Origin of the sequence: uncultured Amphritea sp. (genome assembly GCF_937127095.1) — a bacterium.
Classification (GTDB): Bacteria; Pseudomonadota; Gammaproteobacteria; order Pseudomonadales; family Balneatricaceae; genus Amphritea.
Genome location: NZ_CAKZLP010000048.1, coordinates 1 through 20,164, shown reverse-complemented (window position 1 = coordinate 20,164; position 20,164 = coordinate 1). Strand labels below are relative to the sequence as shown.

The following is a 20,164-nucleotide window of genomic DNA, read 5'->3' as shown; positions in this document are numbered from 1 at the left end:
AATATAAAGCCTGCCCTGATCTTCAGGTATGCAGGCTTTTTTATTAAAGGATTTGTATCGGCTAGCTCTGGTTATCAAGGCAGATAGATCAGCGGTGTTGTGGTGCTCCAGAGAAATACGGTGGCGGATCTAAGGCCCACCAGTATCACCACTCCTGCTGTCAGAATGGAGATACAGAACAGAAAGCCGCGTTCTTCAGGTATCTTCATAATGATCGGTACACCGGTAAATAGCAGCCAGGTGCTATAGGTCAGAGCAACCATACCCACTGCAACACAGAACCACAGCATCGGATAGAGTCCGGCAAATCCTGCCAACAGCAGGGGCGTGGCGGTATAGAGTGTCAGATTCATGCAGCGTTCCAGTGATGCATGGCCACCATAGGTTTTTTCCATCCAGTGCATCGCGAACCCCATCACAAGCAGTGCGAAACAGGTCGCCAGATAGAATGCGATGGAGGAGTTCAGTGCGCTGATCAGGCTCAGCTTGACGACATCACCGCCGGGGGTGAGGCTCCAGCCAATCTGCGTGGTGCCGATAAACAGTGATACTGCCGGTATTAATGCCAGCACCGCCAGAATGAAGAGTACCTCCGACGTGCCTCTGAGTTTCTCATCCCGTAAGTGCTTCATCGCCAGACTGGGGTGGTAGAAAATTTCAGACATCGATTTTATTGTCATGATAATCACCTGCTGGTTTGTGGGGGTGTGAATCTGTTACGCATCTGGATTAAGGGTAGATCAATATCATTAATCTGTACTGCTGCACCTGACTAAAACTGTATCTGGTGAAGTACTGCACTATTTATATATCCTCTGTAAAACAGCATTTAAGGAGAGTCACAGTGAAAACAATCGGTCTGTTGGGCGGCATGAGCTGGGAGTCAACCGTCAGTTATTACAGGGCAATCAACAGCGGCATCAAGGCGCAGTTAGGTGGCTTACACTCCGCTAAAATAGCGCTGTTCAGCGTTGATTTTGCTGAGATTGAGACTCTGCAGCAACAGGGTGACTGGCACCAGGCAGGTGTGATACTTGAACATGCGGCGCGGGCGGTAGAAGCTGCAGGCGCTGATTTCTTTATGATTGGCACCAATACTATGCATAAAGTCGCGGATCAGGTAGCCGCGGCGGTGTCTATTCCGCTGCTGCACATCGCCGATGCCACGGCTGAGCGGTTAAAGGCGGATGGTATAGACACGGTTGGCCTGTTAGGCACCCGTTTTACGATGGAGCAGGATTTTTATAAAGGGCGCTTGGCAGCGCATCATGGTATCCGGGTTTTAGTGCCGGATGAGACTGATCAGTCGATCGTGCATCGAATCATTTATGATGAACTCTGTCAGGGCCGGGTCAATGACGATTCACGCCAGGAGTATTTGAAGATCATCACCCAATTGTCATCACAGGGGGCACAGGCGGTGATTCTTGGTTGTACAGAGATTTCGCTGCTGGTAAGTCAGTCAGACACCTCAGTGCCTGTGTATGATACGACGGCTATTCATGCGGCGGCAGCGGTAAACTTAGCACTGATATAATGAGCTCTGTCCTGATTAGAACTGCTCTGATTAGCACTGTTCTCGGTGAAAGTATTAACCGGCAGCAAAGCGTTAGGCGGTTATTTGTGACACCAGCTTACAGTGTTGGCGCATCAGCTCGGTGATCTCGTTATTGAGATGTTCATAAGAGGTCTGCCCGATCACTGACTGGCTATCGACGCTAACCGTACAGTTTCTGCCGTTTTCTTTCGCGGCGTACATGGCGATATCAGCACGTTTAATCGAGCCTTTTATGTCACAGTAACGACACAGCTGGGTAACGCCAAAAGAAGCGCTGACACGGTGCTGGTTGCCCTGGTGGGTAATACTGGCGTCTGCCAGCTGTTTGCGGATACGGTCAACAACCGGTCCTGCCTGCTGTAATGACATATCCGGAAAGATAAACAGAAACTCTTCCCCACCATAACGTGAGACCGTGTCATGACGGCGAATGGCGTCGTTGAATATTTTGGCGGTGTGACTCAGGAGAAGATCCCCCACATCATGCCCCCAGCGATCATTCACCTCTTTAAAATGATCGATATCGGCCATGGCGACGCAGCAGTGGTAATCCTCGGCTCGCTGCATCCGGCTATATTCATTGGCCAGCACAGAATCAACCGAGCGTCGGTTGATCAGTCGGGTAGTGGGATCAAACTGCTGTTTATTTAATACGGAAAACTCAAACAGCATCATCACCATATCGAAGAACTCTTTTTGCAGTCGCATAAAGTTCTCAAATGCTTCTATGTTGAGGTCACCGTTGTGATTCAGCTGATGGATAACAGCACGTGCAGAGTCATGTAACTGCTTATGATATTGCTCAATTTTCAGGAAAGAGCCCTGTTGAAACAGTTCATCCTCAAAGATTTTTGTCAGCCAGCGGCCAAACTTGCAGTGCAGGTGGGCATCCGCAGCGATAAACTGCTCTTCACTCATGGGTTGTCGGGTAACCAGAGCGGTAGTGATTCTTTGCATCCAGTCCCGGTGCGCTTCCAGTGACTGCTTGATGTCGGCAGCAAGCACTTCGAAATCATCATGATGTAAGCTTTCAAGTAGATTTTCGATCACTAGGTTAATCTCCGGTCCGCTCATGCAGTATTCTGTTGCTCAATATTAACGGGCCCTGCTTAGCAGCGTTATTCACCGGGCAGATATCAATGCAGTGCCAGTTGTTCCGGCATGAGCTGTTGCAATACCTGACGCTGATAATGTTTGGCAGAGCTACTGATTTTGCCGCTTTTGCCGGTCGTGAGCCAGCGTTTAATCCGACCCGCGTCACCAATAGGTGTGCGTTTGCCATATGAGTTGAGCATCACCATGACGGTGTCCCGACCCTTAATATTAGTCATCATGACCAGACAACGACCCGCTTCGTTGAGGTAGCCGGTTTTTGTCAGATCGATCTCCCAGCTATCCCGGTGAACCAGCACATTAGTGTTGCCATATCGAAGTGAATAACCCGGATTACTGAAGCGGGCGGTGTAACTTCGGGTTTTACTGTATTCAGATATTTCCGGGTAGGACGCCGCAGCACGCACCATGATTGCCAGATCGGAAGCGGTAGAGACGTTCTTTTCTGACAGACCACTGGGGTCGACAAAGTGGCTGTGCACCATGCCCAGCTGACGGGCTTTGCGATTCATCGCTTTAACAAATGCCTTAATGCCGCCAGGGTAGGTATCTCCCAGTGCCGAAGCAGCCATGTTTTCAGAAGACATCAGCGCGATGCGGATAACATCTTTGCGGGGCAGTTCAGAGCCGATCCGGATGCGAGTGTAGTAATTATGATTTGCTTCTTTTTGCGCTTCGGTGAAACCTATCTTCTCTGACAGAGGGAGTTTTGCATCCAGTGTCACCATCGCGGTCATCAGCTTGGTAATAGACGCGATTGGCATCACCAGTTCTGCATGTTTTTTATACAGAGGAGCACCGGTTCTGCTATCGACAACGGCGGCACTCACAGAGGCTAATTCTATTTTTTTCGGGTCAAGGCTGAGTAATCGTTGGGTCGCACTGGAAACGGCTCCGGCATTATTAATGGCCAAAGTAGGTTGGGCCGAGGCCGATAGAGAGTGGAGCGATGAGAAAGCAATAACGATCAGGAAACAGAATGTCTTTTTCAGGCGATCAACCAACTGTTTCGCTATTTTTAATCTAACGTTTTGATGGATGCACAGATGTATTGCTGAGATTTTTTTCACAACAGAGCCGTAATATTATAATGCTACTAAACAGTTGATTGGCATGAAGTCCCTGTAAACATAGCCGTATAAGTGGGAACCTTAACATAAACAGTAGTTTTAATCGTTGGTTTAGCTACTCATTTTATGTTTTTATGACGAGCATCATCCGGTTGGGCCTGTTGGAAAAAGATGCACTATAGAGCAATGACTTTAGCATAAAGTTCCAACACTTTAATTTTGACAGCGCTATCTGTGGAGCGAGTAACACTTTAATGGAACAGATCATTACACTGATTCTTGATTCTGGCCGAACGGCTATGGATATGGCGTTGTATGTGTTGCTGCCGGTGATGGTGGTGATGCTGGCGCTGATGAAACTACTGGAAAGTAAGGGCGTGCTTGGCTGGATATCAAACAAACTTTCGCCGCTGGTGAAGCTGTTTGGGGTGCCAGGGCTGGGTATTTTTGCGATGTTACAGATTATGTTTGTCAGCTTTAATGCACCGGTTGCGACCCTGGCGATTATGGACCGTGATGGCACCGCCCGGCGGGCAATTGCATCGACCCTGGCCGTAGTGCTAACCATGTCGCAGGCGAATGTCGTCTTTCCGATGGCGGTGGTTGGGCTGGATGTGCCGGTGATTATGATTACCTCATTGATTGGTGGTCTGATCGCGGCGGCGGCAACCTACTATCTGTTTGCTCGTGACCCGGCCCTGGATGACGACTACAGCCACACTGAGCATCGGGCACCCGAGCTGCATGAAAAGAAAAATGTGATTCAGATTCTGTCGGATGGTGGTCAGGAAGGGGTTAAAATTGTCTTTGCCTCAATACCGCTGTTAATTCTGGCGCTCTGCTTTGTTAATTTACTGAAACTGACCGGCTCGATTGAGCTGCTGACCACTGTGCTCGCTCCGGTGTTGGCTCTGGTTGATCTGCCTGAATCGACTGTTTTGCCGATTGTGACCAAGTTTATTGCCGGTGGAACGGCGATGATGGGGGTCACCATTGATCTGTTGAATCAGGGAGCGATGACCTCGACCGATCTGAACAGGATTGCAGGCTTCATCATTAATCCTTTTGATGTCGCCGGGGTGGCTATCTTAATGGCCGCGGGCAGGCGAGTTTCTTCAGTTGCCAGGGCTGCTGTGTTGGGCGCTATCGTCGGTACAGTGGTTCGCGGCATACTGCACCTGATTATATTCTGACGCGGTGGAGGGTTCAGCTTGACCCTTTGCCTGAGCGGACATAGAGTTGACCCATTATGCTGTAATTGGCAGCAATCCGGGAAAGGACAAGTATATTCATGCAATACCCACCGACTAAATTACCTAAAGTTGGCACCACAATTTTTACTGAGATGTCGCAGCTGGCGGCAGAACATGGGGCGATTAATCTGTCCCAGGGTTTTCCCGATTTCGACGGACCGCTGGCATTGTTAGATCGGGTAACCTATTACCTTGAAAACGGGCTTAATCAGTATGCCCCGATGGCCGGGGTGTTGGCGTTGCGTAATGCAATCGCCGTAAAAGTAGAAAAACTCTACGGCTGCCAGGTGAGTGCGGATACTGAGGTGACAGTCACCTCCGGTGCTACCGAGGCTCTGTTTGCAGCTATCGGTGCCGTGGTGTGTCCGGGGGATGAAGTGATTATTTTTGATCCGGCCTATGACAGCTATGAACCCGCCATTGAGCTGAATGGTGGGCGGGCTGTGCATCTGGCGCTGCATGCGCCGGATTTCGCCATTGACTGGTCTCAGGTTAAGGCGGCGATCAATTCAAAGACCCGCATGATTATATTGAACAGCCCGCATAATCCAACCGGATCGGTGCTAACGGCTGCGGATCTGGATCAACTTGAAGTACTGGTCAAAGACAGTGGCATTCTGCTGCTCAGCGATGAGGTATACGAGCACATCTGCTTTAATGGTCCACATCAGAGTTTGCTGTGCAGACCGGCTCTGGCGGAACGGGCGTTTGTCGTATCCTCGTTTGGCAAGACCTACCATACCACCGGCTGGAAGGTCGGCTACTGTGTTGCCCCTGCGGCGCTGACCACCGAGTTTCGCAAACTGCACCAGTATCTGACTTTCTGTACGGTGCATCCGATACAGCTCGCGCTGGCTGATTTTATTAATGATTTTCCTGAGCACTATCTCGGGCTGCCCGATTTCTACCGGCAGAAGCGGGATTTTTTCTGCCAGTTGATGGCGTCTAGCCGATTTCGTTTTACCCCGGCGAATGGCACCTATTTTCAGTTAATGGATTATTCGGCTATTCAGCCGGATATGGATGACCTGACCTTTGCCCGCTGGTTGACCACCGAGGTCGGTGTGGCTGCGATTCCGGTATCGGTGTTTTACGAATCGCCGCCGGAGCAACGCTTAGTGCGTTTCTGTTTTGCGAAAGGTGATGACACGTTGAGAGAGGCGGCGGAGAGATTATGCAGGATCTGACAATAACGCTGATTCAGCCGGATATGCAGTGGCAGAGTCCGGCTGAAAACCGGGCGATGTATGAACAGTTGATGGATGAGCACTCCGCAGGCACCGATCTGGTGCTGCTACCGGAGATGTTTTCTACTGGTTTTACCATGGACAGCCGCACTGCTGCCGAGCCGATGGGGGGCGAAACCTGCCAGTGGCTGCAGCAACAGGCGGTACAGCGCGATATTGCGATTGCCGGCAGTCTGGCTATCGAAGCGGGTAACGGTTATGTCAACCGGATGATATTTACCTTTGCGGATGGCAGCCAGACATTCTATGACAAACGCCACCTGTTTCGCATGGCTGGTGAGCATGAACGTTACCAGCCGGGTGAAAAGCGAGTGATTGTTGATTACAAAGGCTGGCGGATTTTGCTACAGGTCTGTTATGACCTGCGTTTTCCGGTGTTCTCCCGCAACCGTAATGATTATGATCTGGCACTGTATGTGGCTAACTGGCCCTCACCCAGACGCCAGCCGTGGCGCAAGCTGTTACAGGCCCGGGCGATAGAAAACCTGTGTTACGTCGCCGGTGTAAACCGGGTGGGCAGCGATGCTAACGGCCATACCTATAGTGGCGATAGTATGCTGGTAGATTTCAAGGGCGATCTGCTGATCGATCAGGAGCCTGGGGTGGCTTTCTGCGAAAGTTTCAGACTCTCTGCTGAGGATCTAAACGAATTTAAAGAAAAATTCCCTGCCTGGATGGATGCTGATTCATTTTCTATTGAGTAGTCGTTGTACCCTATTTGCTGTCGGGGGGGCAGGCTATTAACGTCCCGAAGCTAGGTGAATATACCCCATCATCTTTGGCATCGTCGGCCTGCTTTTGTTTCATCCGCACCGTTGTTAATCAGTTGATCTGTTATCATATTGGCCACTGTCTGGCCGGGCAGTAAGGCTCTCTTAAAAGAAGGAAAGACCGTTTGCTAAAGCTCAGGGCGTCTCAGGGAAAAGCGATCACATTTACCGAGTTTGTTGCCTTAGTGGCGATGATGATCTCACTAACGGCGATGTCTATCGATATGATGTTGCCTGCTCTGGGGTTGATCGGTCGTGACCTTCAGGTGCTCAATCCCAATGATAACCAGTTGATTGTTTCGGTTTTTTTTATTGGCATGGCATCAGGGCAGCTGTTTTATGGCCCACTGTCAGACTCTATTGGGCGAAAGCCCGCTATCTTATTTGGGCTTCTCATTTTTGCTATCGGAGCGATCCTCTCCATTGTTGCTGAGAGCTTTGACCAAATGTTACTGGGACGCTTACTTCAGGGGCTTGGACTGGCTGGGCCCAGGGTGGTCGCTGTGGCCCTTGTAAGAGACCTTTATTCTGGTAAAGCGATGGCCCGGGTAATGTCTTTTGTGATGACCGTTTTTATCCTGGTACCCATGCTGGCTCCTGCACTGGGGCAAATGGTTTTAAGTTTTTCGGGATGGCGCTGGATATTTATTACTCTATTGGCGGTTGGGCTCATGCTGAGTTGCTGGGTCGTATTACGGCTAGAGGAGACTCTGACAGAGGAAAATAAACGATCATTGAAACTGAGCAAACTGTGGCAGGGGTTTAAAGAGGTAATATCTCATCCGATAGCGATGGGTTTTACGGTGATAACAGGATTGGTACAGGGGGCCTTTTTAGTTTACCTCAATCTATCACAGCCGATGTTGCAGAACCTTTATGGTTTGGGTGAGATGTTTCCTATCTATTATGGAGCTCTGGCAGGAAGTATAGGTTTGGCGTCACTTCTGAATGTTCGGTTAATCGGGTTGATGGGCACCTGGAAACTTGTAGTCGCTGCACTCTTAAGTATTTTCATCCTTTCACTGGTCTATCTGCCCGTGGCGGTTTTTTATGCAGGCCAGCCTGCGCTCTGGTCTTTAATTGGCTACCTGTTTTTAGTATTTTTTGCTGTGGGGGTGCTTTTCGGTAACCTGAGTGCTTTGTCGATGGAGCCTCTGGGGCATTTAGCGGGTATTGGCGCAGGCATGGTCAGTTCTCTTGCGATGCTGTTGGGTGTATTCTCCAGTCTGTCTATCGGGCACCTGTATAACCAGACTGTTTATCCTTTGGTGGTTGGTTTTCTTGTATTAATTAGTCTTGGATTGCTGGTCTGCCTCTGGCTAAGTAAAAGGGTAGCGGCTAAGAGTTAGTTTGCTCGACAGTTTCAGCTAGCAGACAGACCTTAGCGTCAGTATTCCGATTGTTTCTATCGCCAGAGACTACAAACTATTGCACAAAGCGCATCTGTACGAAGCTACGGATCTGGAAGCCTCGAAGGCAGAAAGGGATTTTAACCGGGGTATTGTTTCTGGCGGCGTAATAGGGTTGATACTCGGGATTACTGTCAAAGGATTACTGTTAAAGGGTCACTGTTTACTGGCTTTAGGTTGGGCGCGCTGACGTTGTTAGTCATGACCGCTATGAGTGCGACTGGTGGCGGTTGGCTCGGTAAAACCATCCGAGAGTAGATCGAGCTCTGATCTTTAAAATACTCGCATGCAATCGATGCATAGCAGATTTTGATGATGGTTGATGTCACGGCTATCAATTATAAATAGTCGGATAAATACCTGTTTATGTCAGGGTTTTAATTTGTTATTCCTTAATTCCAACTGATTATAATTATATTCTTAACTATTTTATTATTTTCAGAGTTATTTCAGGTTGCTGAAATATTCTAGTCCTGTATTCGAATTTAATGAGGGCAAGAAAATGAAAAAATTAGTAATAGCCAGTGCCGTTTTAATGTCAGCTTTAACGCTTTCAATGTCGGTTCAGGCAGGCATATATGATTATTCCCGCAGTGCTGTTGGGAGTGGTGAGTTGATACATGAATCTACTGAGCAGGGCGCAGGGTCTGACTCTCCGGTAGCTATGACTCATCAGGGGAGTGAATCTGCTTTGCAGGTCGCAGGGTCTCGCGCTCCGGTGGCTATTAATGCTCAGAATAGAACAAAGACTAAAGATGTTCTTTGGCAATGGGATGATGTTAATTATAAATAATATGTTCTCTAATCAGATATTAAAATCCCGGAAAATATTCCGGGGTTTTTTATTTAGGTGATGGTTCTACTTAAATCTTAATTTTTTAAAATGGATGCTATTCATGAAATATCTCATAATTTTATAGCTGAACTATACTTTATATATCAATAGGGCCTTTACGGTCAGGAGGTATAAAGTGAAACGTTTAATATTTCTGGCGCCGGATCTGGCGCATGCAAAAACGGTGGTAGATGAGTTAAGGCAACTGGGTATCGACGATGCTGTGATGCATCTTATAGCCAGAGACCACAAATTACTGCAGAAAGCCCATCTGCACGAAGCCACTGATATGGAAACCTCGGAGTTGGAGAGTGATTTTAACTGGGGTATTGTTGCCGGTGGTGTCATAGGGTTGATACTCGGGGTTTCTCTCAAAGGGTCACTGTTTTTTGGCTTTGAGTTCGGCATGCTCTCCCTGTTAGTTATCACCATCATAGGTGCGACGTGTGGTGGGCTGCTCGGTAAAGTCATTGGCGAAAGTACACCGAATTCTGATCTTGAAAAATACCAGCATGCAATCAACGCAGGACAGATTCTGATGATGGTGGATGTCGCTGTTGAATTACTGCCTGAGGTGTATAAACGGGTACGGAAACATTGCCCCAAAGCACTGATTGAGAACCACCATGTTTTTCACGATCATCCGCTTGCGGCGTAAAGGATTTTATCAACAAACGCTATGGATAGATCGGTTTACCCAGGTGGATGAATGATCTCGTACAATGTGCACAAAGCATCGCGATAATTTGATCAGGCCTGCTGCCTTGCCGCTATATGTCAGGGCAGCAGCGCGTAAAAAGTATTCAGCTGTCCAGATTGCAAGCAACAGGTTCGCTATCAACCCGTGTTACAGCGTTATGTCAGTTATCTGCTAAAGCAAGCAGAGTTGTTATCTTTCTGACAAATAATTTCTCAGATAAAGTCATTTTATTTCATATGGTTACTTGAAAGTGCCCAGGGATAGGTCAGGCTCGATTCTTGCTATTACACTGTTGAACATCATACAAATTTATCGGAGAGATAAGCACTATGTCTGTTGAACAAATCGCTGGCTTCTCAGCCAAAGCTAAAGCCGACGCACAACTTGCGGAACAATTGAAAGCCTGTATCAAAATGAAAGAGATGTTTTCTCTTGCGCGGGACAATGGATTTGAGTTTGATGAGGACTCTCTTTACCCACCTAATGAACCTCAGTTTACCGAGGATCAGTTATCAGAGCGGCTGGCTAAAGCACTGCTGCGTGTGTGAAATCTGCACTAAATAGAAGGGCATGGCTGGCCATGCCTTTTTATTATCCGGTCAATTCGGTTAACTCTAACCTTTCTCAAGCTGGCTGTTTCTCTGAGAGAGTCTATTGGTTTGTTTAAACAGCATAATCCTATATAATTGCTGTAATCAAAATTGTTAAGAATGTAAATAATTTAATGGCTAATCTAAATTCATCGGAAGAGATCGATTACGGAATCCTGGATACCCTTGTGGGGTACAAACTGAGGAGGGCGCAGGTCAATCTATTCAGTGACTTTTCTGAACACTGCTCCCGCTTTGGTATTACGCCAGGTTTATTCGGCGTGCTATCTATCGTTGAACGAAATCCGGGTTTAACGCAGACGGCGATTGCGAACGCGCTGGGAAATGACCGCTCTGCCATGGTGAGTGTTGTTGATCGCCTTGAGGGTATGAATATTGTTGAGCGCAAGCCCTCAGCTTCTGACCGCCGTTCACATGCACTGTTTCTGACAAAGCATGGGGAAACTTTTTATAAAGAGTTGGTTGAAGAAGTGCTGCGTCATGAGACAAGCTTCTTAAGTCTGCTTAAAGAGGGCGAGCGGGAGTTAATTATCGATATACTGAACCGTTTTGCATCCCATAAGCCTGCTAAAGCTTAATCTTAGATACTCAGTATTGAGAGCTGATTCTTAGGCTCACTGACGTGTGACTTAGTCTTAAAGCCTGTCATGTTTAAAACATTTCATAGTTACAGCAGATAGCCCTGACAACGCTCAGAAACTCAGGAGCGTGTGCAGGGCTTATTGATTAGTGCTGCTCACTAGCATTGCTTACTAGTAGAGCTTGCAGCACTATTCACAGTTTACAGACCTAACAGTTTGACCGCATTTTCCTTAAGAATTTTTGGCCTTACCTCATCTTTAATACCGATCGCCTCAAAGTCTTTCATCCACCGGTCTGGTGTGATCACAGGCCAGTCTGAACCAAACAGCATCTTGTCCTTTAGGATTGAGTTTGCATATTGAATCAGAATCTGTGGAAAATATTTGGGTGACCAGCCTGACATATCGATATAAACGTTCGGTTTATGGGTCGCCACGGAGAGCGCTTCTTCCTGCCAGGGAAAGGAGGGGTGGGCCATGACAATGGGCATGTCCGGAAAGTCAGCGGCAACATCATCAATATACATCGGATTAGAATATTTCAGGCGCATATTCATACCACCGCGGCTGCCAGCGCCGACGCCGGTCTGACCCGTATGAAACAATGCGATAGCACCCTCTTCAGCGATCGCTTCATAGAGTACATAGGCCGAGCGGTCATTGGGATAAAAACCCTGCATGGTGGGGTGGAACTTAAAGCCCCGAACACCGAAGTTCCGCACCAGGCGACGCGCTTCGCGGGCGCCCATGCGTCCTTTTGCCGGGTCAATCGATGCAAAGGGGATAATAATGTCGCTGTTGTCCGCGGCTAGTTGTGCCACCTCTTCATTCTCATAACGACGAAATCCCGTTTCGCGTTCGGCATCTACCGGAAACAGCACGCAGGCAATTTTCCGGTCACGATAGTAGGCTGCGGTTTCTTCAATCGTCGGCAACATGTTATGGCCGGCAGGATTCTTAAAATATTTGGCAAAATCCTGCTGAAATTCATAATAACCATCATCCCGCGCACAGGTGCAGGGCTCTTCAGCATGTGTGTGGAAATCAATCGCGATGATCTCATCGATGTTCATAGTGTCACCCTATCTCTTGTGAAAATTTAACCGGGATGCGGTTAGCTTAAATCTATGCCGTCTGGCGGCATCCCGGTTTTACCTATAGTTCGTTTAACTTAACAGGTGTACCAGCGCCAGTGTAATCGGCGGGAACAAGACCAGCAGAATAACCCGCGCAAAATCCGACATAATAAATGGTACAACGCCTCTGAAACTCTCTTTCAGCGAGAGTGATTTATCAAAGGAGTTAATGATAAATACATTCATTCCTACTGGCGGAGTGATCAACCCGACTTCGACAACGACCAGCGCAAGGATGCCAAACCAGATGCCTGTATCTTCTACGGACATACCGAAATCCATCACCACAATGATCGGGAAGTAGATCGGGATAGTCAGCAGAATCATTGCCAGACTGTCCATAAAGCAACCGAGTATAAAGTAGCTTAGCAGCATCAGTGCAAGAATCAGATAGGGAGACATCTCCGCATTCAATAAAAGTTCAGCACCGAGATTGGGCAGGTTTGTCAGAGCGATAAATACGCTGAAAAGATCGGCACCCAGAATGATCATAAAGATCATGGCACTGGAGACTGCGGTTCTGATAATACTGTCTTTAAACTGCCCAAAGGTTAACTTTACATGGGTCAGTGCCAGTATGCCGGTGAGAATAACACCAACCGCTGCCGCTTCTGTTGGGGTGAAGAAGCCGAGGTAGATGCCACCCAGTACAATCAGAAAGATCAGGGTAATATGCCAGACATCCCGGGTGGATCTGAACTTTTGTCCCCAGGTGGTTTTTTCGCCCTTGGGACCGGATTTAGGAAAGATCCGTACATAGATAGCAATGGCCAGAATGTAGCCGCCGGCAGCGAGAATACCCGGTACAAAGGCCGCGATGAACATTTTGGAGATATTTTGTTCAGTCAGTACGGCAAAAATAATTAATACCATTGACGGTGGAATCAAAATCCCCAGGGTTCCGCCTGCGGCAAGACAGCCCGCAGCAAGGCCGCCCGCATAATTATTTTTCTTCATCTCCGGCAGGGCAACCTGGCCCATGGTGGACGCTGTTGCCAGGGATGATCCGCAGATCGCCCCGAATGCTGCACAACCGGATACCGCAGCCATAGCCAGCCCGCCTTTAAACTGACCGACCCAAGTGTTACAGGTGCGGAACAGTTCGGTGGTTATCCCTGCGCGGGTCGCCAGTTCGCCCATTAGTAGAAACAGCGGTACCACTGACAGGTCGTAGGTGGAGAATTTGGAGTAGGGAACGGTACTTAAATAATTAAGGGTGGTGGGAAAACCCGCCAGAAGGGTGTAACCCAGAGCACCGCATCCCAGCATAGCAATTGCAATCGGTATTCTGATGGACATCAGAACCAGCAGCAGCGCCAGCATAGAAAGGGCCAGTTCGATATTGCTCATGATCTTAGGTACTCCCTGAAGCCCAGAAGGGTATCAATGAAACAGCAGAGGGTGAGAAGTGCCAGACAAAAAACGGCGGGTATATAGGCTACCCATACCTGGAGCTCAAGAATCATCGATTGCTCCATATACTCATGATAATCCAGTCCGCCAAGATACATCTGCCAGGTTAACGTCGCAGCAATAATAGTGAAAATCAGATTTCCCAGCGAATCGAGAAAGTAGATTTTTCGCTTGGCCAGATTAATGGTAAAGAAATCGACAATCACATGTCCCTTTTTAATCTGACACTCTGTGAGAAACAGGAAGATCGAGATGGCCAGTCCCATCTCAACCAGTTCATAATCACCCTCAACGGTGATGCCAAACAGGCTTCTTCCGATAATACTGATGACGGTCATCAGGGCGAGCAGAATCATAATAAAACCTCCCATCAGCGCCAGCTGACGGGAGATAAACTCGATTCCTCTCTTAGTCTGAGTAAGAAGAGTATACATAGCGGGGCCTTTTACTTGTTGGCCGTTTGATACTTGGCGATAAGTGCGTGGGCTTCATCCAGCAGTTTCTGTGAATCATAGCCGTCTGCTTTCATATCTTTCAGCCAGTCTTCAGTCACAAAGGACAGTTTAGCTTTCCAGATATCCACTTCAGATGGCGGCAGTTGATAGATCTCGTTACCCTGCTCAACGGCCGCCTGTCTGCCAACCGCTTCTGACTCATCGAACAGTGTGCCGATATGACCTGCCAGCTCAATACCGGAGTTGTTATCGATGACCTGTTTCAGATCAGCCGGTAGCGAGTCGTAGGCCTTTTTATTCATGCTGAAAATGAAGGTATTAGCGTAGAGTCCCGGAACTTCAGTGTGGTGTTTAACCAGTTGATGGATTTTCAACGGCTTAACTACTTCGTAAGGCAGTACCGCTACGTCCAGTACACCTTTTGACAGGGCGCTGGGCATCTGTGGTACTGGCATGAATACCGGGTTAGCCCCCAGTTTAGTGAACGCATCAGCCATGGTTTTGTTGGGGGCGCGCAGTTTCATTCCCTCAAGGTCTGCTGCGGTATGAATCGGTTTTTCACGGGCGTGCAGTGAACCCGGTGCATGTACATGCATGGCTATCAGATGGACATCTTTTAGTTCATCAGACATCTCTGTTTCTGCATATTCCTGCATCGCCATGCTCATGGGTTTAGCGTCAGTGGCAATGAACGGTAGTTCAAAAACGGTTGATTTTGGAAAACGTCCCGGAGTGTAACCGGTAACGGTCCAGGAGATATCGACGATCCCTTTGCGTACCTGATCAAACAGAGCGGGTGGTTTTCCACCTAGCTGCATCGCCGGATAGAGGTCGATCTTGATGCGACCGTTTGATTCAGCCATTACCTTGTCTGCCCAGGGCTGCAGGAACTTGGAATGCGCCATAGAAGGTGGTGGCAGGAAGTGGTGCAGCTTAAACGTATATTCCGCTTCGGCAGAGATAGCACTACCGGAGCCTAGTAACAGCGCACACGCAACGAATGAGTGCTTCAGGGTGGATTTAATGCCCATTTTCAGATCCTTTGGATTCTTTATTGTTGTAGGATTCCAGCAAGCTGGTATTTGTATTTATGCATAAACTGTTTAGTTTCGCAACAATTGTAGGTATAAAATAAGTGCCTGCCTTATAGGAATTTGTGTAAGCCAGAGTTTTCTATGCTGATAGATTTGTTTGATATCGGTTGGGTAAGACTTAACTATCTGTTTTTATTATAGATTAAGCCAGGTCAGTCGCGGACCTTGATGGCGAAGATAATTATTTATTAACAATATTGTTGATTAATACAACAATATTTCGTATAAACATAAGCATGATTTTTGAGGCTGGGAAGAAAACCAGCAGTTATCGCTGTATGCAACAGAGGTGTGTAATGGCTGAATACCATTTTATTAAATTTTCTGTAGAGGCCGATATTGGCCATCTGCAACTGAATCGTCCTGAAAAAAAGAATGCGATTAACGATGCGCTCCTGCTTGAGATAGAAGATGTCTTTACTAACATGCCGGAGGAAGTTGCCGTCGTTATTTTGTCGGGCAACGGTCCTGAATTCTGTTCAGGCCTCGATCTGTCTGAGCATGTTGCCCGTGATCCATACGGTGTTGTTCAACATTCCCGCATGTGGCATCGGGTATTTGGTCGTATCGCTAATTCGACTATCCCGGTGGTTGCAGCATTGCATGGCGCGGTGATTGGTGGTGGTCTGGAGCTGGCCTCCAGTGCCCATGTGCGTGTTGCGGATGAAACAACCTACTTCCGTCTGCCTGAAGGGCGGCACGGTATCTTCGTCGGTGGCGGAGCTTCAGTGCGTGTAGGCCGAATTCTTGGGGCCAGCCGGATGATGGATATGATGCTCACCGGGCGAACTTACAATGCGGTTGATGGTGAGCGACTGGGTCTTGCCCATTATTGTGTTGAAAAGGGTAGTGCGCTTGAGAAAGCAACTGAACTGGCCAGGTCGATTGCGCAAAATTCGCGACTGTCGAACTTTGCCATGGTCAGTGGTTTGTCCCGCATAGAAAGTATGTCGATGGATGATGGCTTGTTTACTGAGTCGCTGCTGGCCGGTATGACGCAGACCAGTCCTGAAGTGCAGGAGCGTATTGGTCAGTTCCTGAACAGGAAAAAGAAGTAAACCGATGTTTACCGGCTTGAAGTAAGGTGCACTTTTTATCTCTGAATAGAGAAAGCCGGTCGTAGCAACAAGAACATAATCAGTCGTTTCTGAATAAAAGAAAAATTGAGGACACTCAGATGGATATCAATCAAAAGGTTTTTATCGTTACCGGTGCTAGTTCTGGTCTTGGCGAAGCAGTTGCACGTCGTCTGGTTGATCAGGGCGCATCGGTTGTACTGGCTGATATCAACGAAGAACGTGGCGCTGTGGTCGCTGCATCCCTGGCAGAGAAAGCGGTTTTCTGTAAAACCGATATCACCGATGAACAATCAGCGCAACACTGTATTGATACGGCGGTCACTCAGTTTGGTTGTCTCAACGGTTTGGTTAACTGCGCGGGTATTCCGGGGGCTGAGCGGGTGCTGGGTAAAAATGGCGTGCATCGTCTGGAAACCTTCAACCGTGCGCTGCAGGTTAACCTGCTGGGGACGTTCAATATGATCCGTCTTGCAGCCAGTGTGATGAGTGAACAGGATGCTCAGGGAACCGGTGAGCGTGGTGTGATTATCAATACCGCGTCAGTCGCTGCATTTGATGGTCAGATCGGTCAGGCAGCCTATGCTGCATCTAAAGGTGGTATGTGCGCGATGACGTTGCCGCTGGCACGTGAATTAGCTCGCTTTGGTATTCGTGTCATGACCATTGCGCCGGGTATTTTCAAAACGCCGATGATGGATGTATTGCCGGAAGAGGTGCAAGACTCTCTGGGAGCGGCTGTGCCATTCCCATCTCGTCTGGGAGAGCCGTCTGAATATGCACAGTTAGTACAACAGATTATTGAAAACTGCATGCTGAACGGTGAAGTTATCCGTTTGGATGGTGCTATCCGGATGGCTGCGAAGTAGGTAACGATCATGGCACATTATTCAGCGCCTCTAAAAGATATGGGCTTTCTGTTAAACCATGTAGCAGACAGTCGCCAGTTTGGTCAGATAGAACATTTTGCCGATTTCGATCCTGAGCTGGTTTCTGCCGTGCTTGATGAAGCGTCAAAGTTCGCCGGTCAGGTTCTCTCCCCGTTGAATCAGTCCGGTGATATTGAAGGCTGTCATTTCAATGACGGCGTTGTTACCACCCCTTCTGGCTGGATCGATGCGTATCAGCAGTTTTGTGACAACGGCTGGTTGGGTCTGGCGTTGCCGGAAGCGTTCGGCGGGCAGTCTCTACCGCGCTTTATCGCGGCCGCTGTGCATGAGATGTGGTTGAGTGCTAACCTGAGTTTTGTCATGTTTCAGGCGCTGACTCAGGGCGCAGCCGAGATTCTGTTAGCGGCTAAAGATGATCGTCTGAAGCAGCGTTATCTGGAAAAGCTGGTCACCGGTGAGTGGGCAACCTGCATGTCCCTGACGGAACCGGGTGCCGGGTCTGATCTGGGCAACATTCGCACACGTGCTGTACGGCAGGCGGATGGTACCTATCTGATCAGCGGACAGAAGATCTATATCACCTATGGCGAGCATGATCTTACCGAGAATATTGTTCATCTGGTACTGGCGAAAACGCCGGACTCACCCCCGGGCGGTAAAGGTGTATCACTCTTTATCGTACCAAAATACAAAGTGGACGATGCTGGCCAGTGTGGTGAGCTGAACGATGTTCACTGTGTTTCGATTGAGCATAAAACCGGCTTGCATGGCAGCCCCACCTGTAGCATCAGCTACGGTGATGATGGCGGTGCTATCGGCGAACTGGTTGGCGAAGAGAACCGGGGTCTTGAGTATATGTTCATTTTGATGAACGAAGCTCGTCTGAGCACCGGTCAGCAGGGTGTGGCAATCGGCGAAATGGGTTATCAGCGGGCGCTGGAATATAGCCTTGAGCGTACACAGGGGCGCGATGCCCTAACCGGTGAAACCAATGTGCTGATCGCCCGTCATCCTGATGTTAAACGGATGCTGATGGGGCTTCGCGCACAGGTGACTGCGTTACGTGCGCTGAGCTATCAGATCGCTGCCCGTCTCGATCTGGCCGAAGTTGAGTCTGAAGATCGCGCAGCCCATCTGCGATTTGTTGCGCTGATGACACCGATTTTTAAAGCCTTCTCTACCGAGAGCGGTAACCTGATGGCCGGCACAACGATTCAGGTATTTGGTGGCATGGGCTTTGTCGAAGAGACGGGCGTCGCACAGTACATGCGTGATGCTCGCATCACAACCATTTACGAAGGGACGACGGGCGTACAAGGCAGTGACTTGCTGTTCCGTAAGATTCGAATGGACAAGGGCGCAGCACTGACTCAATTGCTTGAAGAGACTGATGGTATTGTTGTGATTGACTCCCATCAAGACGGTGGCTATCCGACGGCGGTAACGGATGCGGCGGGAACAGATGTTGTGTATGTTGGGCGTATTCGAGAAGATATTTCACACCCTCGCGGAATTAATTTATGGGTAGTTGCCGATAATGTTCGTAAAGGTGCGGCAACAAATAGTGTACAAATCGCAGAGTTGTTAATCGAACAATACCTATAATTGTCAATTCTTTGATGCCAAACAATTATACCACCGTAATTGTTTGGCATTATTCGTAACTTATTGAGTTTCAGTTTAAAGCGGCACGTTCATATACTGAGATAATGTAATCCCGCCAGCTACTTTGCTAATGCTAATTAATGGATATTCAGTGTTTTCTGGTTTATAGTTTTCTCTTAAATCACGATAAATATTATTTTTTGCTCTGGTGTCAGATTAAGTTGTTGAGCTATAACACTTCTCTTTTCATTGGTGTAATTTCTCAAAAAATTGTTATACGATTGCTTTCCCAATTTGTAGTTTAACTTACCTCTCAAAAATTTTTGTGCAAAACCAGGTTTGAATTCATTACTACCATAGTTATATAATTCGTTGATTTGGAAAGTAGGATCGTTAATCCATATGGTTGTATGTCCAAACATATTATAAACATCATCTCCTTGACGGCAAGTTAAAACAGAAATTTCTCCAGCTTCTGATAATTGGGCTTCTGAATTTTGAGACATCAAAAACGAACCCAAAATAATAAGTAGAAATGTAATTTTATTTGGCATATAATTTTGGTCTGAGATTTTGCATTTCATGTGCTAATTCAACTTCTAATGGATCTGAAGATTGTAACAACTCAGTTATGATGTTTTGATAATTTTTGTCATTGCGATTTTGACTGAGTTTATAGTTGGCTTCTATGTTTTTTATTTTCATCTCAAAACCAATAAGACCTTCTAGATGAGCTTCTAACATATCATCGGGCATATCAGAAATGTGGTATCGATGTGGTCGGTTCGTTTCGTAATGCTCTACCATTTTTTTTATGGTGTCCAGCAGTTCTTTTCCTTCTAATTGTCTAAAGTTGCCTGTGCAGTGTATTGCAATATAATTCCATGTTGGTACTTCTTCTTCTTTATACCAGGAAGATGAAATATAATGCTGGGGTCCATTAAAAATAATTAACACAGACATTGAATTTTTCAATAATTGTGCTATTTGATTTTTTTTATTCGTTTAAATTCCGCGTAAGCGAAAGCCTTTAAATAAATAATTTATCAATTTATTATGTTTAGCACAATTTATCATTATTTAAATTACCTTTTTTAAACAATGATAAGCCACCAGCAGTAATAACGTATTCCGCTGGAATAACCATCTTACCAGTTTTATCTATAAATCCCCACATGTTGTTTAAGCAAACAGCTGCCAGTCCTTCTATAAATTCCTCAGTATTATCATATTTTAATTCAACAATCTCCTGTCCATTTTTGTCAATAAATCCGAATTTACCATTTAGTTCAACTTTTGCCAATCCTTCTTTGAACACTCCAATTTCATCATATTTAACAGTAATAAC

The 20,164-nt window shown here is 47.4% G+C and carries 21 protein-coding genes and 1 pseudogene; 12 read left to right on the top strand and 10 right to left on the bottom strand.

Going from position 1 to position 20,164, the window contains the following annotated elements:
• Positions 1-74 precede the first annotated feature (74 nt).
• Positions 75-680, bottom strand: a complete 606-nt coding sequence (locus Q0499_RS10530; RefSeq protein ID WP_299199087.1) for a Yip1 family protein — start codon at positions 678-680, stop codon at positions 75-77.
• A 164-nt stretch (positions 681-844) separates the two neighbouring features.
• Between Q0499_RS10530 and Q0499_RS10525 the strand changes: the two genes are divergently transcribed.
• On the top strand, positions 845-1,537 hold the full coding sequence (locus Q0499_RS10525) for an aspartate/glutamate racemase family protein (protein ID WP_299199086.1): 693 nt from the start codon (positions 845-847) through the stop codon (positions 1,535-1,537).
• Positions 1,538-1,609: 72 nt separating this feature from the next.
• Here the strand turns inward: Q0499_RS10525 and Q0499_RS10520 are convergent, their stop codons facing one another.
• Entirely contained in the window at positions 1,610-2,608 is a 999-nt protein-coding gene (locus Q0499_RS10520) for a diguanylate cyclase (protein ID WP_299199085.1), read from the bottom strand.
• 86 nt (positions 2,609-2,694) lie between these two features.
• Positions 2,695-3,741: a D-alanyl-D-alanine endopeptidase gene (gene pbpG / locus Q0499_RS10515; RefSeq protein ID WP_299199084.1), complete on the bottom strand. Its 1,047-nt coding sequence runs from the start codon at positions 3,739-3,741 to the stop codon at positions 2,695-2,697.
• Positions 3,742-3,995: 254 nt separating this feature from the next.
• Between pbpG and Q0499_RS10510 the strand changes: the two genes are divergently transcribed.
• The 8 genes from Q0499_RS10510 (at position 3,996) to Q0499_RS10475 (ending at position 11,144) form a co-directional block, all read left to right on the top strand.
• Positions 3,996-4,934, top strand: a complete 939-nt coding sequence (locus tag Q0499_RS10510; protein WP_299199081.1) for a nucleoside recognition domain-containing protein — start codon at positions 3,996-3,998, stop codon at positions 4,932-4,934.
• A 98-nt stretch (positions 4,935-5,032) separates the two neighbouring features.
• Positions 5,033-6,181, top strand: a complete 1,149-nt coding sequence (locus tag Q0499_RS10505) for a pyridoxal phosphate-dependent aminotransferase (protein WP_299199079.1) — start codon at positions 5,033-5,035, stop codon at positions 6,179-6,181.
• Positions 6,169-6,945: an amidohydrolase gene (locus tag Q0499_RS10500; RefSeq protein WP_299199078.1), complete on the top strand. Its 777-nt coding sequence runs from the start codon at positions 6,169-6,171 to the stop codon at positions 6,943-6,945. Before Q0499_RS10505 ends, Q0499_RS10500 begins: the two co-directional genes overlap by 13 nt.
• 191 nt (positions 6,946-7,136) lie before the next feature.
• A complete protein-coding gene (locus Q0499_RS10495; RefSeq protein WP_299199076.1) occupies positions 7,137-8,360 on the top strand; it encodes a multidrug effflux MFS transporter in 1,224 nt (407 codons plus the stop codon).
• Positions 8,361-8,922: 562 nt separating this feature from the next.
• On the top strand, positions 8,923-9,213 hold the full coding sequence (locus tag Q0499_RS10490; RefSeq protein WP_299199074.1) for a hypothetical protein: 291 nt from the start codon (positions 8,923-8,925) through the stop codon (positions 9,211-9,213).
• A gap of 178 nt (positions 9,214-9,391) precedes the next feature.
• Entirely contained in the window at positions 9,392-9,913 is a 522-nt protein-coding gene (locus Q0499_RS10485) for a hypothetical protein (protein ID WP_299199072.1), read from the top strand.
• Positions 9,914-10,284: 371 nt separating this feature from the next.
• Positions 10,285-10,503, top strand: coding sequence for a Nif11-like leader peptide family natural product precursor (locus tag Q0499_RS10480; protein WP_299199069.1), 219 nt, complete (start codon positions 10,285-10,287; stop codon positions 10,501-10,503).
• Positions 10,504-10,679: 176 nt separating this feature from the next.
• The gene (locus tag Q0499_RS10475) at positions 10,680-11,144 is read left to right on the top strand and encodes a MarR family transcriptional regulator (RefSeq protein WP_299199067.1); all 465 of its coding nucleotides are present in this window, start codon (positions 10,680-10,682) and stop codon (positions 11,142-11,144) included.
• 203 nt (positions 11,145-11,347) lie between these two features.
• Here the strand turns inward: Q0499_RS10475 and Q0499_RS10470 are convergent, their stop codons facing one another.
• The 4 genes from Q0499_RS10470 to Q0499_RS10455 form a co-directional block, all read right to left on the bottom strand.
• Complete coding sequence (locus Q0499_RS10470) at positions 11,348-12,220, bottom strand: amidohydrolase family protein (RefSeq protein ID WP_299199064.1); 873 nt, start codon at positions 12,218-12,220, stop codon at positions 11,348-11,350.
• A 93-nt stretch (positions 12,221-12,313) separates the two neighbouring features.
• Complete coding sequence (locus Q0499_RS10465; RefSeq protein WP_299199062.1) at positions 12,314-13,633, bottom strand: TRAP transporter large permease; 1,320 nt, start codon at positions 13,631-13,633, stop codon at positions 12,314-12,316.
• Positions 13,630-14,130 (bottom strand): TRAP transporter small permease subunit, encoded by a 501-nt coding sequence (locus Q0499_RS10460; RefSeq protein ID WP_299199060.1) that lies wholly within the window; start codon positions 14,128-14,130, stop codon positions 13,630-13,632. Before Q0499_RS10460 ends, Q0499_RS10465 begins: the two co-directional genes overlap by 4 nt.
• An 11-nt stretch (positions 14,131-14,141) precedes the next feature.
• Complete coding sequence (locus tag Q0499_RS10455; protein WP_299199058.1) at positions 14,142-15,182, bottom strand: TRAP transporter substrate-binding protein; 1,041 nt, start codon at positions 15,180-15,182, stop codon at positions 14,142-14,144.
• A gap of 359 nt (positions 15,183-15,541) precedes the next feature.
• On the opposite strand from Q0499_RS10455, the gene Q0499_RS10450 reads away from it, so the two are divergent.
• The 3 genes from Q0499_RS10450 (at position 15,542) to Q0499_RS10440 (ending at position 18,816) form a co-directional block, all read left to right on the top strand.
• The gene (locus Q0499_RS10450; RefSeq protein ID WP_299199055.1) at positions 15,542-16,303 is read left to right on the top strand and encodes a crotonase/enoyl-CoA hydratase family protein; all 762 of its coding nucleotides are present in this window, start codon (positions 15,542-15,544) and stop codon (positions 16,301-16,303) included.
• A 119-nt stretch (positions 16,304-16,422) separates the two neighbouring features.
• Positions 16,423-17,190 carry a 3-hydroxyacyl-CoA dehydrogenase gene (locus Q0499_RS10445; protein ID WP_299199053.1) on the top strand — a complete coding sequence of 256 codons (768 nt, stop codon included), beginning with the start codon at positions 16,423-16,425 and terminating at the stop codon, positions 17,188-17,190.
• A gap of 9 nt (positions 17,191-17,199) precedes the next feature.
• A complete protein-coding gene (locus tag Q0499_RS10440) occupies positions 17,200-18,816 on the top strand; it encodes an acyl-CoA dehydrogenase family protein (protein ID WP_299199051.1) in 1,617 nt (538 codons plus the stop codon).
• A gap of 176 nt (positions 18,817-18,992) precedes the next feature.
• Here Q0499_RS10440 and Q0499_RS10435 read toward each other — a convergent pair whose 3' ends face one another.
• From Q0499_RS10435 to Q0499_RS10425, 3 genes and pseudogenes are all read right to left on the bottom strand, one after another.
• Positions 18,993-19,370, bottom strand: coding sequence for a DUF4105 domain-containing protein (locus tag Q0499_RS10435; RefSeq protein WP_299199049.1), 378 nt, complete (start codon positions 19,368-19,370; stop codon positions 18,993-18,995).
• Positions 19,360-19,806: pseudogene (locus tag Q0499_RS10430) on the bottom strand (FMN-binding negative transcriptional regulator); the annotation flags it as partial. The pseudogene Q0499_RS10430 and the gene Q0499_RS10435, both read right to left, overlap by 11 nt.
• A 70-nt stretch (positions 19,807-19,876) precedes the next feature.
• A partial coding sequence (locus Q0499_RS10425) for a WG repeat-containing protein (RefSeq protein WP_299199047.1) occupies positions 19,877-20,164 on the bottom strand: 288 nt, incomplete at its 5' end.